The sequence below is a fragment of the Nocardia vinacea NBRC 16497 genome, assembly GCF_000308835.1.
GTDB lineage: Bacteria > Actinomycetota > Actinomycetes > Mycobacteriales > Mycobacteriaceae > Nocardia > Nocardia vinacea.
In genome coordinates this window covers 96,113-114,581 of the sequence record NZ_BAGN01000236.1, presented here as the reverse complement: position 1 = coordinate 114,581, position 18,469 = coordinate 96,113, and the positions used below count along the sequence as shown (strand labels likewise).

Here is an 18,469-nt window from a genome sequence, read left to right as displayed (position 1 = left end):
CTGCGCTTCAAGCGCGAGGCGCAGAACGCCGCCGCACTGAACCACCCGGCCATCGTCGCGGTCTACGACACCGGTGAGGCGGAGGTGGACGGCGGCCCACTGCCGTACATCGTGATGGAGTACGTCGACGGTGACACGCTGCGTGACATCGTGCGCGGTAAGGGTCCGATACCGCCGCGCCGGGCCATGGAGGTCGTCGCCGACGTCTGCGCCGCACTGGATTTCAGCCATAAGGCCGGAATCGTGCACCGCGATATGAAGCCGGCGAACATCATGATCAATCGGGCCGGTGCGGTGAAGGTGATGGACTTCGGCATCGCGCGGGCGATTGCCGACAGCTCCAACCCGATGACCCAGACCGCGGCCGTTATCGGTACTGCGCAATATCTTTCGCCCGAGCAGGCACGCGGTGAGACCGTCGACGCCCGCTCGGATGTCTATTCCGTCGGCTGTGTGCTGTTCGAAATCCTTACCGGCGAGCCACCTTTCACCGGTGACTCGCCGATCGCCGTTGCCTACCAGCACGTCCGGGAGGATCCGCGGCTGCCATCGCATGTCCACAACGGAGTGCCGCGCGAGCTGGATTCCGTCGTGCTCAAGGCGATGAGCAAGAATCCGGCCAACCGGTACCAGTCCGCCGCCGAGATGCGTGCCGATTTGATCCGGGTGCTCGGCGGCCAGAAGCCGAGCGCGCCGATGGTGATGACCGACGAGGACCGCACCACCATCCTCGGCTCGAACGAACCGGCGCCGCGCAGCTTCCGCACCGTCGAACGCAATGACGACACCGCCGAGCAGGAACCCGCCGAACCGGCGAGTCCGCGTCGCAATCTCTATATCGCCCTCGGCGCCGCCGCGGCGGTCATCGTCGCGTTCGCCCTGTTCTGGGTATTGATCGGGCCGGGCGCGCGCCCGGATCAGGTCGCCATACCGGATCTTTCGAACAGATCCGCGCAACAGGCCCAGGACTCGCTGCAGAAGCTCGGCTTCACGGTGGCCATCCAGCAGAAGCCGGATAACAAGGTCGCCACCGGCAATGTCATCTCCACCCAGCCGCTCGGCGGCTCCCGGGTCGACAAGGGCAGCACGATCACCGTGCAGGTGTCCTCCGGACCGGCACAGGTGCAGATTCCTCGGCTCGACGGCATGACCCAGGAGCAGGCGGAGCAGCAGTTGAACGCCAGTGGCTTGCGGATGGATCCGAACGTGCAGCGCAAGCCGTCGAGTGCGCAGGAGACGGACAAGGTGATCGGCACCGATCCCTCGGCGGGCTCGCGCGTCGATGTCGACCGGGCCATCGTGGTGATTCTCGGTTCCGGACCGGAGCAGATCCGGGTGCCGAATGTGGTCGGTCAGGACATCAGCGTCGCACAGCCGAATCTGGTGGACAGCGCCGGTTTCAAGATCAATATCCAGGAGGTGCCGTCCTCGAAGCCCAAGGGCGAGGTGCTCTCGACCAACCCGGCGGGCGGCGCAAGCGCGGACAAAGGGTCGACGGTCACCGTGCAGGTCTCCAGCGGTGACATCGTCATGCCGAGCCTGGTCGGCCTGACCACGGCGCAGGCGGTGGACAAGCTGCGGCAGGCAGGTTGGACCGGTACATCGGCACAGATCAGCCAGACCACCCAGGGCACCTTCGATACCAACAGCGTCGGCCGGGTCGTCAGCCAGCAGCCCACGGCCGGATCGGCGATCGCGAAGAACGGAACGGTATCGATCACCACCTACGTCCTCGGTCCGCCGTAACAGCAGCCGACCCCGGCACGCCACCTCGACGACGATCAGCTCAGCGAATTCGTCACCGCGGTCCGCGGCAGGCCGTCACGCCGATCAGGAAAGATCCAGGTGGCGATTCATCGACATCGCCTCCTCGGCCAGTTCCGCCAACTCGACCACCTCGACGCCGTGCTGCCGCAACTGCTCCACCCCGACGCAGTTGGTCACGAAGGTCGTCGGTTCCCGCCAGGCGATGACGACCCGCGGAATCCCGGCCCGCAGGATCCGGTCGGTACACGGCAGCCGGGTCGCGGTGGCGCGCTGGGAGCACGGTTCCAGGGTGCTGTAGATCGTCGCCCGCGCCAGCCGAGGATCGTCCACGTCGAGCTTGTCGAGCGCGGACTCCTCGGCATGGACCTTCTCGTCGGTCTCGCGCGAGTAGCCGGTCGAGATCTCGACGCCGTCGGCCACGATGATCGCGCCGACGGAGAATGCGGTCGGGCTGGGCGGGCACAACCGCGCCAGTTCGATTGCCCGGCGCATGAATCGGATATCGGTCTGTTCCTCGGACTCGCGCGGCAGGTAGCGCAGTAATGCGATATCGCCGATCCGAGTGACATCGGCCAGGTGCATTCGGCGGGCCGGGTAGCTCGCGGGGCCGAGAAAGCGCGGCGCCGCGGCATGTCCGACGACGATCGGCGCGACTGCCATCTGCAATTCGTCGGCCAGGTCCGCCGCCAGGAACTGCGTGTGGATGCGGGTGCCGCCCTCGACCATGAGCCGGGCGATGCCGCGGCGGCCGAGATCGTCGAGCAATGCTCCGAGGTCGATATCGGCACCGAGCGGGACCACTTCGGCCAGACCCGCCAACCGATCGCCGAGCTTCGCCGCACCGGTATGTGTGGTGTAGACGAGTTTGTCACCGCCGTGGTGCCAGAACCGCAGCTCGGGATCCAGATCGCCGCGTGCGCTCACGGCGATCTTCAGGGGGTACTCCGGTTTTCCTGCCGCGATACGCGCGGCCCGCCGGTCGGCACTGTTGACCAGCAACCGCGGATTGTCGCGTCGCAGTGTCTGCGCGCCGATCAGGATCGCGTCGGACTCAGCGCGCACCTGATCCACCCGATCGAAATCCGCGGCATTGGACAGCTTGAGCCGCTCCGGACTCGCATCGTCGATATATCCGTCGACACTGACCGCGACAGACAGCAGGACATAGGGCCGACGCGTCACTGGGTCACCAGTGCCGCGACCTCCGCCTCCAGCATCTCCACCAGCCCCTCGGACGGACGCTCGCCGCATACCTCCAGCCAGTTCGCCAACATCCGGTGCCCGCCCTGGGTCAGCACCGATTCGGGATGGAACTGCACGCCGTGAATCGGCAGTGTCCGATGCCGCATCGCCATCACGATCCCGGACTCGGTGCGCCCGATCACCTCGATATCCGCGGGCAGGGTGTCCTCGAGGACGGTGAGTGAGTGGTATCGGGTCGCGGTGAACGGGTCGGGCAGACCGGCCAGCACGCCCGTGCCGAGATGGAAGACCGAGCTGGTCTTGCCGTGCAGCAACTCCGGCGCGCGAGTCACGGTGCCGCCGAACGCCTCTCCGATGGCCTGATGGCCCAGGCACACCCCGAGCAGCGGAATGCTGTGGCGGGTGCAGGCGTGTACCAGATCGATGCTCGCGCCCGCTCGATCCGGAGTGCCAGGTCCGGGGCTGATCAGAATGCCGTCGTATTCGGTGACGACCGCGTCCAGATCGGCCAAGTTCGGGTCGTCATTGCGCCAGACCACGGCCTCGGCACCCAACTGGCCGAGGTACTGCACCAGGTTGAACACGAAGCTGTCGTAGTTGTCGACGACCAGTACACGCATGCTGACGAGATTACGTGGCGACCCGGCGGACCGTCGCCCGCATTACCAGTTGGGATAGCCTAGAGGCAGACCGGAGGGGACCTGAGCCCTCACCCGGACCGTCTCGGCCCCCGCCGGATCGGGTTCTGTGGTGCGCGAGCTCGGCCATAATTCAACCGAATCCTGCCCGCCGGTACCCGACCTGAACGCCGAACACGAGGACGACATGCCCAAGTCGAAGGTCCGAAAGAAGACCGACTACACGATCAATCCCGCCAGCCGCACGCCGGTCAAGGTGAAGGCAGGGCCGTCCCCGGTCTGGTACGTCGTGATCATGCTCGGCTTCATGCTGGCCGGGCTGGTCTGGCTGCTCGTCTACTACCTGGCCAACGACCGCATCACCTGGATGGCGGATCTCGGGGCGTGGAACTTCCTGATCGGCTTCGGCCTGATGGTCGTCGGCCTGATCATGACCATGCGGTGGCGGTGACCTGGCGCAATAGCCGGCCTTTTCGAGCGACCTGCAAGCAGTCGCTACGGCAAGGATTACAGACGTGTCATTCATGCACACCTGTGGATAACCATGTGGACAACTCGAGGAACGATTGGGGAAAGTGACACGTGGATCCCGAATCCGATTCGCCTGATCCGCATCCCGAACCACGCACCACCTGGACCACGCCGATGGCCGCACTCATTGCGGTCACCATCGGCGGCTTGGTGCTGGCCGGTGCCGCCATCCTCGCCAAGGATGGACCGAGTCGGCTGCTGATCGGATTCGCGGCGCTCGGCCTGCTGGCCTTGGCCGGACTCGGATTCCGGCAGCGCCCGCGCCTGAGCATCACCGCCGATCCACAGCCGCGACTGGTGGTCCGCAGTCTCACCGGGCCGACCGAATACTCCCGCGATCAGATAATGCGGGCCCGAGTCGTCGGCTATCGACGCCTCGGCCGCAAGAATCCCATGCTCGAAATCGATGTCGAGCACCACGGCGACGAACGCCTGCTGATTTTCGGCCGCTGGGACCTCGGCACCAGTCCGGACGAGGTCTTCGAAACCCTGGTCGCACACGGACTCGCGCAGTAGCCGCGCGCCGAATGCGCGCGGCGGCAACGTTTCACGTGAAGCATCCCCGTCCATTGTTGTGCGCGCGACACCTACCGGCCAGGGCTTGCGCGGTTCTACAGGGGTGGTTTCAGCCCTGCTTGTGTTGATTGCGGAAGACCCGAAAGCTCGCCGAGCGAGTGGGCGGCATGAGCCAGGAATCTCCCGCCTTCGGGCGGGCGAGGATTCAAGTGAAGCTTCTACCGAAGTGATAGCGCCGCGGCGACGATGACGGCGAGTGCCGCCACGGTGACCGCGGCAACTGCCGCCCAGCCGATCAGCCGTGCGTTCTCTTGGGTTTTCGCGCGCAGCCACTCCGGCAGGAACAGAATGCCGAGTGCGGCAAGGGTGCCCGCGGCGAGTCCGCCGAGGTGTCCGGCCAATGAGATACCGGGCAGCGAGAAGCTGATGAAGACATTGATGCCGATGAGGATCAACATCTGATTCGGATTCTGTCGCACCCGGATCAGGATCACGGTGATCGCACCGAACAGTCCGTACACCGCACACGATGCGCCCGCGGTGAGGCTGTCCCTGGCGAAAACCATCACAGCGGCCGAACCGCCGAGCAGTGACACCAGGTAGACCACCAGATAGCGCACCCGCCCGAGCACCGGCTCGATACTGCGGCCGACCACATACAGCGCGAACATATTGAGCAGCAGGTGGATCGGACCGTAGTGCAGGAAGCCGGAGCCGATCAGCCGCACGTACTGACCGTCCGCGACCGCGGGCGGATAGAGCACCCAGTCGACGTACAGCGCGGAATGCCCGGTGTTCTCCACCAGACTCTTCGATTGGCCCGCGGTGATCGCGAAGACGATCGTGTTCAGCGCAATGAGCGCATAGGTGACATAGGGAGTCGGCGTCCGCACGGTCTGCGCACCGGCGACGGTTCGCACCGGCCGGACCGCACGCTGTCCCTGACGGACACAGTCGACACAGTGCTGTCCGACCGCCGCGGGTCGCAGACATTCCGGACAGGCCGGCCGCCCGCACCGAGTGCAGGCCAGGCCCGTAGGACGGTTGGGGTGGCGGACGCACGTCGGTGCGGGCGGTTGAGCGTTCATCGGATTATTCGATAGTGATCTTGGAGATGGTGACGGCTTCCTTGGGACGGTCGTTGCGATCGGTCGGCGCGGTCGCGATGGCATCGACGACCTTGCGCGAATCGGGGTCGACGACCTCCCCGAAGATGGTGTGCTTGCGGTTCAGATGCGGCTGCGAACCGACGGTGATGAAGAACTGCGAACCATTGGTGCCCGGTCCCGCATTCGCCATCGCCAGCAGGTAGCCGCGATCGAAGCGCAGCTCCGGGTGGAATTCGTCGCCGAATTCGTAGCCGGGCCCACCGCGTCCGGTGCCGGTCGGGTCACCACCTTGAATCATGAACCCGTCGATCACCCGGTGGAAGCTCACGCCGTCGTAGAACGGGCCGGAGGTGCCGCCGCTGGCGTTCTCCGTCTTGTACGGCGCCGATCCGTCGGCCAGGCCGATGAAGTTCCGCACCGTCTTCGGGGCGTGGTTACCGAAGAGCGAGATCTTGATATCGCCGTGGTTGGTATGCAACGTGGCCACGGCGGTCTGGTTCGGTGAGGTCACGCCGCCCATCGTGCCACGATCCTCGCAATCTTCGCCGCACCGGGCCGGGTGCGGCTGTGATCTGGGACTACTGCGCGATGCGCAGGTATGTGCCACAGTTGTCCAATGACCTTGGGGCGCCTACTCACCTCCGCACGTTCTCGTAACCGTCTGATTGCCGCGGTCGTCGTCGCGCTGGCCGGTGGCGTGGCCTGGTTGGTCCGCAGCAAGCGTCCACAACCGCCGGAACCGGCGTCCGCGCCGCCGCGAATCGGCTACTCCCGCAACGGTTCCGCGCCGACTCCGTTGGCGGGCGCCGGCGCGGACAACGGTCGCTGACTCCCCGCTCCGATCCCGGTCAGCGGCTGACTGTGCGCTTGTACTGCCGCAGCGCGAGCGGGATGAACACCAGCAGGATGATCACCACCCACGCCAGCGTGGTCGCCACCGGATGCTGCATGGACCAGGCGTCCGATTTCGGCGCCATCGGACTGGTATTGCCGAACAGATCGCGGGTCGCCTGGGTGACCGCCGAGACCGGATTCCATTCGGCGAATACCCGCAGCGCCGTCGGCAGATTCTCGAGCGGGACAAAGGTATTGGCCAGGAATGTCAGCGGGAAGATCACCATGAAGCTGGCGTTGTTGAACACCTCGGGCGCGCGGACCAGCAGGCCGACCACGGCCATGATCCAGGAGATCGCGTACGCGAACAGTAGCAACAGCACATAGGCCAGCACCGCGTCGAGCAGTGATCCGCGAATCCGCCAGCCGACGACATAACCGGTCAGCGACATCACCACCAGGCTGACCACATTGATCACCACATCGCTGATGGTGCGCCCGACCAGCACGGCCGACGGCGCCATAGGCAGCGAGCGGAACCGGTCGATAATGCCCTTCTGCATATCCTCGGCCAGGCCCAATCCGGTGAACGTCGCGCCGAACACCACCGACTGCGCGAAGATGCCCGCGATCAGGAACTCCCGGTACCCGCCCGACATGCCGGGCACCTCGATCGCCGAGCCGAAGATATAGGCGAACAGCAGCACGAACATGATCGGCGACAGCGTCGAGAAGATCAGCACGTCGGGTACGCGCTTGATCTTGATGACATTGCGCTTCGCGATGGTCACGCTGTCGGTGCAGACGATGGTGAGACGTTCGCCGAGCGGCATGCGGGTTCTGGTGTCCACGGTCGCCGCGGTCATCGCTTGTGTCCTTCCGTTGCTTCTAGCCGATCCGCGGGCTTGTCGCCATTGCCGTTGATCAATTCCTCGGCCTCGTGACCGGTGAGCGTGAGGAAGACATCGTCCAGCGACGGGCGACGCAGACCGACATCGTGGATCTGCACATTGTGGGTGCTCAGCCTGCCGATGGCATCGACGAGCGCCTGCGATCCGTCACTGACCGGAACGGTGATCCGGCGCAGTCCGGGTTCGAGATGGATCTCCCCGTCCGCCAAGCCCTTCAGCGCCTCCTGGGCGGTCGCGAGATTGTCGGCGTGGTCGACGGTGAGTTCGATGCGGTCGCCACCGACCAGGGTCTTGAGTTCATCCGCGGTGCCGCGGGCGATCACCTTGCCGTGGTCGATCACCGCGATGGCATCGGCCAGTCGGTCGGCCTCCTCCATGTACTGCGTGGTGAGCAAGAGGGTGGTGCCACCGGCGACCAGTTCCTCGATGACATCCCAGAGGTCGAGGCGCGCACGCGGATCGAGTCCGGTCGTCGGCTCGTCGAGGAAGAGCACCGGTGGATTGGCCACCAGCGCGCCGGCCAGGTCGAGCCGTCGGCGCATCCCCCCCGAATAGCCCTTGACCGGTCGATCGGCGGCATCGCTCAGTCGGAAGCGCTCCAACAATTCCCGCGCGCGCTCCTTACTGCGCTGCACGCCCATGTGATAGAGCCGGCCGACCATCTCCAGATTTTCGAATCCGGTGAGGTATTCGTCGACAGCGGCATATTGCCCGGACGCGCCGATACGCGAGCGCAGGGCCTGTGGATTGCGGAGCACATCGATACCCGCGACGGTCGCGCGGCCGGCATCCGGAATGAGCAGGGTGGTGAGCACCCGGACCGTGGTGGTCTTGCCCGCACCGTTGGGTCCGAGCAATGCGGTGACGGTGCCCTCGGGCACCGCCAGGTCGAGTCCATCAAGGGCGACCAACTGGCCGTATCGTTTGACCAGACCCTCGGCGACGATTGCGTCGGGCATGCTTCTCCTGAGATTCGCTCGCTCCGGGCGAGGTGACCAGTACCCGAGTCAGTATTGCCCTGTGCACCGACAATTTCCGGTGATTTTTCGTCGACCTGGGGCTTTACCAGCGATCGTTGGGTGGAGTTGCCATCGAACACAAAGCGGTCGCATCCCGTTCCGGGCGGTGCTCGGGGGTGCCGGATCGGGATGCGACCGGTTTCGATCCTGCCGCCCGGTCCCCGTCCGATCGCGCGTAGCGCACTACCCGATTCGAGCCCGGCCGGTACTCGGGTTCGGTGGGCCCGACATGCCCGTGCCCGAACGACACGCGACAAATCCGACCGAATCTGCCGCCCGGTCGAGGAACCCCAGGAGTGATTCCGGACGCACAGCAACCGGTCGGCATGGTTTTCACATTCACATCGACCACTCAGTGAGCTAACGGCCAGGCCGTAAATCCCTGCGAGACAACATTTTTGACAACAGTCACCGAATCGGCAAGCAGGCCGACAACCGACCGGTCCGGCTACCTGGGCGGCGTCCGCGCCCGCCGCAGGTGAGCCGTCCCGAAAAATCTTGGAAAGTGGTGATCCCCACGCACACACAATTCCGGAACATCGCGTAGGATCATTCACGTCGGCCCCTCCCCCCGGGCCGACCTTACGCGGGCCTCGGCTAACTCCCCCCCTTCGCCGAGGCCCGCTCCCCATTTCCGGGGCAGGTCAGCCCCGCTCAGCTATCTGTCGGCACCGCCGGATTCTCCGCCGTGGCCACCGATAGCCAGGCCGCCGTCAACCGTTGCGCCCGTACCTTTCCGGCGGTCCCCAGCAACCGACGATCCCGCTCCCACAGCTCGCGAACGACCGGATCGGCCTGTGCCCACAGCGGCTCCAATTCCATGAGTACCTGTTCGAAATACGCGTACGCGCCACCCAGTGCGATATGCCCACCTGGCGAGGTCGGCCGATCCATATCGAGACCACGCACGAAGGCCACCGCGGCGAGTAACCGCTGCAGCGTCGCCTGTGGCCAACCGGACTCGCGCCCGACCCGCACCAGCCAGCCGAGGGTAGCCGCGAGCACATGGACGTCCTCGATGGTGCGGAACGGTTTGAGGTAATCCGAGTACCCGTCGCCGGCCAGCGGCTCGGCCGCGGCATCGGTGAATGTCACCGAGGCGTGTGGGATTTCGGGTGCGAAAGGTACCGCGGGCAGATTCGTCACATCGACACCGGGCTGTGCCGCATCGACGAGCACCGCGCGCAGCCGGTTGCGGCCGTCGGCCGCCTTACCCGCGCTGGCGATCACCAACATCCGCCGCGCGAGTATCCCCAATGTGGTGAAGGTCTTGGTACCGTTCACCCGCCAACCGCCGTCGGTCTCGGTCACCTCGGTCGCGATCGCGGACGGATGCGCGCCACCCGCCTCGGTCGCGGAAACCGCGACCAGCTCATCGGCCGGGAGTTCGGGCAGCAACGCACGCAGCGCCTGCTGATATCCGGACAGGAATGCGAAACCCAGTCGATCCGCACCGAATCCACCGGCGATCGCTATGTCGATCGTGGTGCCGAACCGCTCGGCGGCCGCCCGATGCCGCGTCCACGCATCGGTGATCGACTCGAGCGGTGTCGGATCGAGCGCCTCGGTCAGCAGATAGTCGAACACGGAGTCCACTCGTGCACGCTAGCCGAGAATCGTCGCCCGGCTCGCACCCAGGAAGCCGGCGACTACACCGCAATCCTTATCCGGAACGCGGCGATGCGACAGCAGAATCTCAGGATCACCAGGTATCACTGACTCGTCATCCCCCTCGTGAGGAGTCTGACCAGTGACGAAACCAGATCTCGCGCGTCGAAGGGCGCTGTACAACGCCGAGGCGAGACTGTCGTGGGTGCTCGCCGCACTGGCCGGCCTCATCGGAGCCGCGGCCTTCATGCATACCGAGGGCTACTTCGTCACGTTCATGACCGGCAATACCGAGCGCGCCGTTCTCGGCTACTTCCACGACGAACCCGATATCGCCGTCGCCGCGGCCCTGCTCATGCTCTCGTTCCTCGCCGGCGTCGTGGTGGCGTCCTGGTGTCGCACGCACTACTGGTCCGGTCATCCGCACGGCCCGACCCTGCTCACCACGCTCAGCCTCGCCGTCGCGTCCCTGCTGGACGGCATCATCTACTGGGCGACGAGCGCCACCAATATCGACCTCATCCCGATCCTGTTCGTCGCCTTCGGCGTCGGCGCGCTCAACACCTCATTCGTCAAGGACGGCGAGGTCTCGATTCCCCTCAGCTACGTCACCGGCACCCTCGTCAAAATGGGCCAGGGCATCGAACGCCATATCAGCGGTGGCGATTACGCCGACTGGCTCAACTACTTCCTGCTCTATACCGCGTTCTGCGCGGGAGCGCTGCTCGGCGGATTGCTGAGCCTGATCGTCGCGGGCTGGGCCATGCTGATCACCGCAACCGTAGTGTGTCTGATCACTACCTGCTACACCTACCTGCACCTGGACCGCCACGGCCCGCCAACGACGAGCTGACCCACGTGCGCGCCATCGAGGCGGCGGATACGGTTGTCCGGTGGGGAGTTTCGAGGATCCGACGCCGGATCACCTTGCGGCACTTGCACAACAGAGCACCTGGGCCGAAGTCCGACCGCTATTGCGGCCGATTCTGCGTCCGACGACCTACAAGCAGGCCGCACTCGACAACCTGCTGCACCGCTGGCCCGAGGCCGCCGAGATCGACATCCGATTCGTCAGCCGCCCGGCCTTCCCGTTCGTCGACGAATTGGTCGCGATCGACCTGCCCGACACGCGAACAGTCATCACCTACTCGACCATGGCGCTCTGGCCGGTTTCGGCCGACGAGGTCTTCGCGGCGGCCCGCGAAAATCTGGAAGTCATTGCGCAGCCCCATGATCCGCGCGGCAATGCCATCCTCACCCGCACCGATCGCGACGGCAGCGCATACCTCACCTCCTGGCCGCTCGCCCCGGGTTGGTTGGCAAGCTTCAGCCAGCGCTACGCCGGTCGCCGCCCCGTCGTCTTCATGCCCGATATCGACACCCTGATCGTGGTCCCCGATATCCCACACCTGCTCGCCCGCATCTACCGCCAGGTCGAGCAACAGTATGTGGATGCACGCCAACGCCTCTCGCCCCAGGGCTACACCCTCGACGAGGACGACACCGTCGTCCCCTTCGATCGCGCGGGCCGACACGAACAACACCAGGCTGCCGTCCGCGCCGGATACCGGCTTGCCATGTGGGAGTACGCCGTCCAGGCCCACTGGCTCAATCAAGCGCTCGAACGCGACCTCGAATTCACCCGCTACGACCTGAAGATGGCCATCGTCGGCGATATAAAGCCGGCAGGCACCGACACCCACCCCTACACCTACACCGTCTGGGGCCAAGGGGTCGACTACCTGCTCCCCGCCGCCGACTACATCATGTTCGCCGACAACAACGCCGTTCCCGTCTGCACCGTCCCGCTGACCGCGGCACTCGAAATAACCGGCCTCACACCGATTCCCGGCATGTCCCCCATTCGCTTCGAGGCCCGCTTCTGGCCCGATGGCACGATGCTCACCCAGTTGAAGCAGGCCGCGGTCGCCCTGTAATCAGGCCGGGACTCGGTCCGCATATCCGAACTCCCATGGCGAACCTGTGCAAAGATGGCACATCGCTCGAACCGCACGACCTTGCACGATGCAGGCCTAGTCGATTACGCGCAGAGCTTCACGCGTCGGCCGTCCGCCCACTCGGCGCGACGCCCGGCCTTATGGACGCAGCGATCACCGCATTTCGCGTCACTCAAAGCTGTTGATGAGCAAGAGATTTCGTTATGTCCACGGGAAGGCCGAAACCGTTCGAACCCGGAGAGGATGTATGAATACGTGACACCTGCGGATGAGATCCTCGAGCTGACCGATGAGTTCTACCAACATCCGCACGAGGTCTACGAGGCTCTGCGTAAGCGCGGCCCGGTCCATCGCGTCCGCTTGGACGGGGTGCTCGGCTGGATGATCGTCGATCACGATGTGGCCAAACAAGCCTTCGTCGAGCCGACCATCAGCAAGAAGATCGGATCGCCGCGGGGCCGGGCCGTCATGGCCGAACACGGCGCCGACGGCCAGTACAACGGCGCCATCAACGACAACATGCTTTTCGCCGACCCGCCGCAGCACACCCGCCTGCGCAGCCTCGTCGCGAAGGCGTTCGCGAGCCGCGCCATCCGGGATCTCGGACCGCGAATCGAGCAGATCGCCGACACTCTGCTGGATGACGTGACCACCCGCGAATCCGCCGACCTGATCGACAGCTATGCCTTCCCGGTACCGATCTCGGTGATCTGCGAATTACTCGGTGTGCCGGACGCGGACAAGGACGAATTCCGAGCCTGGACGGCCGTCCTCGTCGACGACTCGGCCGACATCGAGAAGCGCACCAGCGCCGGCCTGAGCTTCTTCACCTACCTGACGGACCTGATCGCCGAGCGCAGCGAACACCCCCTCGACGATCTGCTATCGGAACTCATCATCGCGAAAGACGACGATGACCGACTCGACCAGCAAGAACTCATCTCCATGCTGTTCCTGCTGCTGACCGCCGGCCATGAGACCTCGGTCAACCTGATCGGCAATGCACTACTCGAGCTGCTGATCGACCCCCGAGCGGCCGACCTCCTGCGCGCCGACCCGAGCAAGATCCCCGGCTTCATCGAGGAAACGCTCCGCTACCAGGGCCCGGTCCACTTCGGCACGGCCCGCTACACCACCGCCCCGATCACCTTGGGAAACCAATACATCGACGCGGACGAATTCATCATCATCTCCATCGCAGCAGCCAACCGCGACCCGCAACGATTCACCGATCCGAGCCGATTCGACCCCAACCGCAGCGACATCCGGAACATCGCGTTCGGCCACGGCATCCACTACTGCCTCGGCGCCGCCCTGGCCCGCATGGAAGCAACCATCGCCCTCACCCGCCTACTGGCCCGCATCCCAGCAATGTCACTTGACGTACCGGCCACCGACCTGATGTGGCGCAAGAGCCTCCTCATCCGAGGCCTGACCACCCTCCCCGTCGACCTCTCCACCACCGCCGAGATCGCTACCGAAGCCGCAAAGATTCCCGACACGGCGGACCCAACCGCTCCCTGGACGGAACCCGACAACCTCGACGAGCCGCAGTTTTCAACGGTCTAGCCAGCCCCCATCGTGCCCCTGGAGTGGCCGCCCCACGCAACCACGACGGGCTGGGGCCGGCGCAGTATCCGGGCGGGAGAGCCGAATTCGACCCTCGATAAACGATGCCGCCTCGAGCACTGCGGGCAGTGAGAACATTGCGGAGACTCGATTTCATCGAAATGAGAGACTTCTCGAGCCGCGCCATGCTGAGTGCATTTGCCGCCGGGGCGATTTCGCTGACGATCGGTCTGCCGTCGGCGCCGGCCGCAGCGTCCCCGGACGCGCATGCGCCGGAATCCACACCGACCATCCGAACCGAGGTGACGAGCTCCTTTTGATCCCATTTGCCCCGTCTGTTTCCAGCGCGAACTGCTCGAAAGCCGCTCCAGTCACCCATAACGATCTCGTCTACGGTCGTCAGTGACACACCCCGGGTGTCCACCAGTTACGGCATCTAGGCGTGCGAGGCGCAGGGGCTGGGGGTACTGGACAAGCGAGCCAAGTGAGAGAGCCCGGGGCCGGGCAAGCGAGCCAACCCGGGGCCGGGCAAGCCACCTGGACAGGCGAACCAGAAGCGGGGGGTTCCGGGGGGGCGAAGCCCCTCCGGGTGGGGTGTGGGGGCTTCGCCCCCACAAAATACGCGGAACAAACAAAGGCGAGCGCTCTCCGCGAGCACTCGCCTCCCAGTTTGTGGAGCCTAGGGGAATCGAACCCCTAACCCCTGCCTTGCAAAGGCAGTGCTCTGCCAATTGAGCTAAGGCCCCGAATCCCTACTGTCCGAAGACAGTTCAGCGGGTGGTGACTTCGTGCCACAGGTCCGCATCGTCACGCTTGCGCAGCTTGGTGATTCCGATGAGAACCGCGACCACGACACCGACCGTGAGAAGAATTTTCATGATTCCCACCCTACTGTGATGTTCGGGAGTGGGCCTAGGAGGACTTGAACCTCCGACCTCTTCGTTATCAGCGAAGCGCTCTAACCGCCTGAGCTATAGGCCCCTGTTCTCGTTCGGATTACCCGCCGGAGCTGCTAACCGAACCGAGGCACGAGATTACCTTACCCCCCTGCCGATGACCAAAACGGCCGGTCACCGCCCTGCGCGAGGACAGCAACCGGCCGCGTGGACACCGTTTCTAGTCGGGGTCGGCCAGGGTCACCTGGATGCCGCCGACGAGGTCACAGCACTGGTTGTAGATGAAGACGCCGACGGTCGCCAATGCGGTGAAAAGCACCACATTGATCAGCCCGATGACACCCGCGTAGCCGAATACCGAACCGGCATCGACCAACCCGACCGAGCCGCTGTCGGAGGAGACCATATCGGTGAAGGTGCTGTTGAGCCGCTCCCACACACCCATGCCCTCGAGCACGATGTAGAGCAGACCGACCGCGAGCATCCACACGAAGAACATGGCCACGCTGATCACCAGCGAGATCTTCAGGGTCGACCACGGGTCGATCCGGCGGATCTGCACCGTGGCCCGCAATGGCTCACCGGAGGCGACGGCCGCCGCGACCGCGACCGGCACCGCGGGCGACACCGGTACGGACTGCGGGCCCGGGGTTTCGACGGGTAGCGGGTGCCGGATGTCGGACAGGTCCGGCATGTCCTTGATCAATTCCGGGCGGGCGATGCTGCGGGTCGGTCCATCGATGCCGACGGACTTCACCATCGCCGCTTCCTTGCGCGCCGCCTTGGCCGCGAGATCCGCGGTGGTGCGGGCATTGCCGCCACCGAGACCGCCGCCGCCACCGAGGCCACCGCCACCGCCGCCGCCGCTGAGCCCACCGCCACCGAGCCCACCGCCGGTGGAATTCGGGCGACCGGTCACCGGCGACTGTCCGGGGCGATACAGGTTCGACTGCGGCTCCCGCTGCGGCAGCTGCGACCAACCCTCCTGGAAGGGCGACTGGCCGCCGCCGTTCGATGCCGAGCGGTCGCCTGCTTCCGGCGCGGCCGACTCGCCGGAATTACCCGGCCGAGCCGCCCGCTGGTCGAATGCCTCGTGCCCGTCCGCACCTGAGCTCGACTCCGGCGCTTTGAACGCGACTTCGCCTTGCTTGCTGTGCATTTCGTGCGGTTTGGCCCCTCCCTGCGGGCCACTCGGCTGGCCGTTCTCGGCCGATGCGACGGGCCGTGGGATCGGCCGCGGCGGAATCGGTGACGGTGCGATCCGTTCGGTTACACCGTTCGTCTGGTGCCGCTCGTCGTTCGGCTGATTCGTGGTCAATGGGAATCCTTAGATCCGTTCGTTGCCGCCGCTGTGGGGTTACTGCTCAGAGGAACCGGTGTCGCCGTCTCCGCCGACGAGCGAATCCGGATCGGGTTCGTCGGCATTGCGCGCGATAGCAAGCAACGTATCGCCATCGGCGAGGTTCATCAATCGCACGCCCTTGGTCTGTCGTCCAGCCTTACGAACCTGCTTCGCCGCCGTCCGGATAACACCACCGCCGGATGTGATCGCATACAACTCATCCTCGTCGTCGACGATGAGCGCACCGACCAGGGTGCCACGCTTGGTGTCGTATTGGATAGTCAATACACCTTTACCGCCACGACCCTGCGGGGTGTACTCCTCGATCGCGGTCCGCTTGGCATAACCGCCCGAGGTCGCGACGAGCAGATAGGTGTCGGCGCGAACCACATTGAGCGACAACAGTTCATCGTCGGCATTGAACCGCATGCCCTGCACACCGGAGGTGGCGCGGCCCATCGGACGCAGTGCCTCGTCGGTGGCGGAGAAGCGGATCGACTGGCCGCGCGCCGAAACCAGCAGCAGATCGTCATCGGCCGAGCACAGGACGGCGCCGACCAATTCGTCGTCGTCGCGCAGGTTCACCGCGACGATGCCGCCGCTGCGGTTGGAGTCGAAGTCGGACAGCTTCGACTTCTTGACCAGGCCGTTCTTGGTGGCGAGCACCAGATAGGGCGCATCCTCGTAGCCCTTGATCTGGATGATCTGGGCGATCTTCTCATCCGGCTGGAAGGCCAGCAGATTCGCGACATGCTGACCACGCGCGGTCCGGCTGGCCTCGGGCAGTTCGTAGGCCTTGGCCCGGTACACCCGGCCCTTATTGGTGAAGAACAGCAGCCAGTCGTGCGTGGAGCTGATGAAGAAGTGCTTGACGATGTCGTCCTGCTTGAGGCCCGCGCCCTGCACGCCCTTGCCGCCGCGCTTCTGGCTGCGGTACAGGTCGGTCTTGGTGCGCTTGGCGTAACCGGTCTCGGTGACGGTGACGACCACGTCCTCGCGGGCGATGAGATCCTCATCGGCCATATCGCCGTCATTGGCGACGATCTTGGTGCGCCGCTCGTCGCCGTACTTCTCGACGATCTCGGCCAGCTCGTCGCGCACGATCGCGCGCTGGCGCTCCGGCTTTTCGAGAATGTCCTTGAGGTCGGCGATTTCGGCCTCGATCTTGGCCAACTCGTCGACGATCTTCTGCCGCTCCAGGGCGGACAGCCTGCGCAACTGCATATCGAGGATGGCGGTGGCCTGGATCTCGTCGATATCCAGCAACTGCATCAGGCCGGTGCGCGCGGTGTCGGTGTTGGCCGAACGCCGGATCAGCGCGATGACCTCGTCCAGCGCGTCCAGCGCCTTGACCAGACCGCGCAGGATGTGGGCGCGTTCCTCGGCCTTGCGCAACAAGTACCTGGTCCGCCGGATGATGACTTCCAACTGATGCTCGACGTAGAGCCGGATCATCTGATCCAGGCGCAGCGTGCGCGGCACGCCGTCGACGATCGAGAGCATGTTGGCGCCGAAGCTGGTCTGCAGCTGGGTGTGCTTGTAGAGGTTGTTCAGCACCACCTTGGCAACGGCGTCGCGCTTGATGGTGACCACGATCCGCATACCCGCGCGGTCCGAGGACTCGTCGTGGATATCGGCGATGCCCGCGATCTTGCCGTCCTTCACCTGCTCCGCGATGGAGTTGATGAAGTTGTCGGTGTTGACCTGGTATGGCAGTTCGGTGATGACGATCGTGGTGCGGCCGCGGTTGTCCTCTTCGATCTCGACAACACCGCGCATCCGGATCGAACCGCGACCGGTGGTGTAGGCATCCTGGATGCCCTGACCACCGACGATGAGGCCGTAGGTCGGGAAGTCCGGACCCTTGACCCGCTCCATACAGGCGGCAAGCGTCGCCTCTTCATCGGCGTCGTAGTTCTCCAGCGCCCAGTAGATCGCCTCGGCCAACTCGTTGAGGTTGTGCGGCGGAATATTGGTCGCCATACCGACCGCGATGCCGTTGCTGCCGTTCATCAACAGGTTGGGCACACGGCTCGGGAGAACCGTCGGCTCTTGTGAGCGACCGTCGTAGTTCGGCGTGAAATCGACCGTCTCGTGGTCGATTTCGCGCAGCAGCTCCATGGCCAGCGGGGTCAGGCGGCATTCGGTGTACCGCATGGCGGCCGCGCCGTCATTGCCGCGAGAGCCGAAGTTGCCCTGACCGTCGACCAGCGGATAGCGCAGCGACCACGGCTGGGCCATCCGGACCAGGGTGTCGTAGATCGACGCGTCACCGTGCGGGTGGTAGTTACCCATGGTCTCGGCGACCGGACGGGCGGACTTCACATAGCCGCGGTCGGGCCGGTAGCCGTTGTCGTACATCGCGTAGAGCACGCGGCGATGCACCGGCTTGAGGCCGTCGCGGACGTCGGGCAGCGCACGGCCCACGATCACGCTCATCGCGTAATCGATGTAGCTGCTCTGCATTTCGTTCTGGATATCGACCGGCTCGATCCGGTCACCCGCTCCGCCGTTGGGTGGCAGGGTGGTTTCAGTCATCTAAAAGTCTCCTTTGGAACCGGACGTGGA

At 65.1% G+C, this 18,469-nt stretch carries 17 protein-coding genes and 2 tRNA genes; 7 read left to right on the top strand and 12 right to left on the bottom strand.

Annotated elements, in window-relative coordinates; all coding sequences use genetic code 11:
- Positions 1 to 1,746, top strand: a 1,746-nt coding sequence (gene pknB / locus ON44_RS33435) for a Stk1 family PASTA domain-containing Ser/Thr kinase (RefSeq protein WP_040697826.1), incomplete at its 5' end; no start/stop codon positions are given.
- Between the two features lie 84 nt (positions 1,747 to 1,830).
- On the opposite strand, the gene ON44_RS33430 is transcribed toward pknB, so the two are convergent.
- The gene (locus ON44_RS33430) at positions 1,831 to 2,949 is read right to left on the bottom strand and encodes a dihydrofolate reductase family protein (RefSeq protein ID WP_040697825.1); all 1,119 of its coding nucleotides are present in this window, start codon (positions 2,947 to 2,949) and stop codon (positions 1,831 to 1,833) included.
- Positions 2,946 to 3,590, bottom strand: coding sequence for an aminodeoxychorismate/anthranilate synthase component II (locus ON44_RS33425; RefSeq protein ID WP_040697823.1), 645 nt, complete (start codon positions 3,588 to 3,590; stop codon positions 2,946 to 2,948). The genes ON44_RS33430 and ON44_RS33425 overlap by 4 nt, the downstream gene beginning before the upstream one ends.
- A 205-nt stretch (positions 3,591 to 3,795) precedes the next feature.
- On the opposite strand from ON44_RS33425, the gene crgA reads away from it, so the two are divergent.
- On the top strand, positions 3,796 to 4,059 hold the full coding sequence (gene crgA / locus ON44_RS33420) for a cell division protein CrgA (protein ID WP_040697865.1): 264 nt from the start codon (positions 3,796 to 3,798) through the stop codon (positions 4,057 to 4,059).
- A gap of 131 nt (positions 4,060 to 4,190) precedes the next feature.
- The gene (locus tag ON44_RS33415; RefSeq protein ID WP_373283239.1) at positions 4,191 to 4,655 is read left to right on the top strand and encodes a PH domain-containing protein; all 465 of its coding nucleotides are present in this window, start codon (positions 4,191 to 4,193) and stop codon (positions 4,653 to 4,655) included.
- Between the two features lie 218 nt (positions 4,656 to 4,873).
- Here the strand turns inward: ON44_RS33415 and ON44_RS33410 are convergent, their stop codons facing one another.
- Together ON44_RS33410 and ON44_RS33405 are read right to left on the bottom strand one after the other, a co-directional pair.
- Positions 4,874 to 5,743 carry a rhomboid family intramembrane serine protease gene (locus ON44_RS33410; protein ID WP_040697821.1) on the bottom strand — a complete coding sequence of 290 codons (870 nt, stop codon included), beginning with the start codon at positions 5,741 to 5,743 and terminating at the stop codon, positions 4,874 to 4,876.
- 4 nt (positions 5,744 to 5,747) lie between these two features.
- A complete protein-coding gene (locus tag ON44_RS33405; protein ID WP_040697863.1) occupies positions 5,748 to 6,275 on the bottom strand; it encodes a peptidylprolyl isomerase in 528 nt (175 codons plus the stop codon).
- Positions 6,276 to 6,380: 105 nt separating this feature from the next.
- Between ON44_RS33405 and ON44_RS33400 the strand changes: the two genes are divergently transcribed.
- The gene (locus tag ON44_RS33400) at positions 6,381 to 6,593 is read left to right on the top strand and encodes a hypothetical protein (RefSeq protein ID WP_040697820.1); all 213 of its coding nucleotides are present in this window, start codon (positions 6,381 to 6,383) and stop codon (positions 6,591 to 6,593) included.
- A 19-nt stretch (positions 6,594 to 6,612) separates the two neighbouring features.
- On the opposite strand, the gene ON44_RS33395 is transcribed toward ON44_RS33400, so the two are convergent.
- From ON44_RS33395 to ON44_RS33380, 3 genes are all read right to left on the bottom strand, one after another.
- Positions 6,613 to 7,431, bottom strand: coding sequence for an ABC transporter permease (locus ON44_RS33395; protein WP_040697862.1), 819 nt, complete (start codon positions 7,429 to 7,431; stop codon positions 6,613 to 6,615).
- Positions 7,432 to 7,460: 29 nt separating this feature from the next.
- The gene (locus tag ON44_RS33390) at positions 7,461 to 8,468 is read right to left on the bottom strand and encodes a daunorubicin resistance protein DrrA family ABC transporter ATP-binding protein (protein ID WP_040697818.1); all 1,008 of its coding nucleotides are present in this window, start codon (positions 8,466 to 8,468) and stop codon (positions 7,461 to 7,463) included.
- Positions 8,469 to 9,182: 714 nt separating this feature from the next.
- Positions 9,183 to 10,124: an acyl-CoA dehydrogenase family protein gene (locus tag ON44_RS33380; RefSeq protein ID WP_040697815.1), complete on the bottom strand. Its 942-nt coding sequence runs from the start codon at positions 10,122 to 10,124 to the stop codon at positions 9,183 to 9,185.
- A gap of 154 nt (positions 10,125 to 10,278) precedes the next feature.
- Between ON44_RS33380 and ON44_RS33375 the strand changes: the two genes are divergently transcribed.
- The 3 genes from ON44_RS33375 to ON44_RS33365 all read left to right on the top strand — a co-directional run bounded on the left by ON44_RS33375 (position 10,279) and on the right by ON44_RS33365 (position 13,663).
- Complete coding sequence (locus tag ON44_RS33375) at positions 10,279 to 10,989, top strand: YoaK family protein (RefSeq protein ID WP_245567437.1); 711 nt, start codon at positions 10,279 to 10,281, stop codon at positions 10,987 to 10,989.
- Positions 10,990 to 11,029: 40 nt separating this feature from the next.
- Complete coding sequence (locus tag ON44_RS47210; RefSeq protein WP_051182713.1) at positions 11,030 to 12,073, top strand: DUF1444 domain-containing protein; 1,044 nt, start codon at positions 11,030 to 11,032, stop codon at positions 12,071 to 12,073.
- Between the two features lie 276 nt (positions 12,074 to 12,349).
- Positions 12,350 to 13,663 carry a cytochrome P450 family protein gene (locus ON44_RS33365; RefSeq protein ID WP_157187381.1) on the top strand — a complete coding sequence of 438 codons (1,314 nt, stop codon included), beginning with the start codon at positions 12,350 to 12,352 and terminating at the stop codon, positions 13,661 to 13,663.
- A 673-nt stretch (positions 13,664 to 14,336) separates the two neighbouring features.
- Here ON44_RS33365 and ON44_RS33360 read toward each other — a convergent pair.
- From ON44_RS33360 to gyrA, 5 genes are all read right to left on the bottom strand, one after another.
- Positions 14,337 to 14,409 (bottom strand) — tRNA-Ala (locus ON44_RS33360).
- Between the two features lie 24 nt (positions 14,410 to 14,433).
- On the bottom strand, positions 14,434 to 14,541 hold the full coding sequence (locus ON44_RS52050; RefSeq protein WP_218007666.1) for a DLW-39 family protein: 108 nt from the start codon (positions 14,539 to 14,541) through the stop codon (positions 14,434 to 14,436).
- Positions 14,542 to 14,570: 29 nt separating this feature from the next.
- Positions 14,571 to 14,644 (bottom strand) — tRNA-Ile (locus ON44_RS33355).
- Positions 14,645 to 14,779: 135 nt separating this feature from the next.
- Positions 14,780 to 15,718 carry a DUF3566 domain-containing protein gene (locus tag ON44_RS33350; RefSeq protein ID WP_245567440.1) on the bottom strand — a complete coding sequence of 313 codons (939 nt, stop codon included), beginning with the start codon at positions 15,716 to 15,718 and terminating at the stop codon, positions 14,780 to 14,782.
- Between the two features lie 198 nt (positions 15,719 to 15,916).
- On the bottom strand, positions 15,917 to 18,439 hold the full coding sequence (gene gyrA, locus ON44_RS33345) for a DNA gyrase subunit A (RefSeq protein ID WP_040697812.1): 2,523 nt from the start codon (positions 18,437 to 18,439) through the stop codon (positions 15,917 to 15,919).
- Between the last annotated feature and the right edge of the window lie 30 nt (positions 18,440 to 18,469).

Excerpts from the sequence above, each read along its gene's own strand:
- ON44_RS33425 (WP_040697823.1), bottom strand. The coding sequence starts at position 3,590 with ATGCGTGTACTGGTCGTCGACAACTACGACAGCTTCGTGTTCAACCTG.
- crgA (WP_040697865.1), top strand. The coding sequence starts at position 3,796 with ATGCCCAAGTCGAAGGTCCGAAAGAAGACCGACTACACGATCAATCCC.
- ON44_RS33410 (WP_040697821.1), bottom strand. The coding sequence starts at position 5,743 with ATGAACGCTCAACCGCCCGCACCGACGTGCGTCCGCCACCCCAACCGT.
- ON44_RS33400 (WP_040697820.1), top strand. The coding sequence starts at position 6,381 with ATGACCTTGGGGCGCCTACTCACCTCCGCACGTTCTCGTAACCGTCTG.
- ON44_RS33395 (WP_040697862.1), bottom strand. The coding sequence starts at position 7,431 with ATGCCGCTCGGCGAACGTCTCACCATCGTCTGCACCGACAGCGTGACC.
- ON44_RS33390 (WP_040697818.1), bottom strand. The coding sequence starts at position 8,468 with ATGCCCGACGCAATCGTCGCCGAGGGTCTGGTCAAACGATACGGCCAG.
- ON44_RS52050 (WP_218007666.1), bottom strand. The coding sequence starts at position 14,541 with ATGAAAATTCTTCTCACGGTCGGTGTCGTGGTCGCGGTTCTCATCGGA.
- ON44_RS33350 (WP_245567440.1), bottom strand. The coding sequence starts at position 15,718 with ATGCACAGCAAGCAAGGCGAAGTCGCGTTCAAAGCGCCGGAGTCGAGC.
- gyrA (WP_040697812.1), bottom strand. The coding sequence starts at position 18,439 with ATGACTGAAACCACCCTGCCACCCAACGGCGGAGCGGGTGACCGGATC.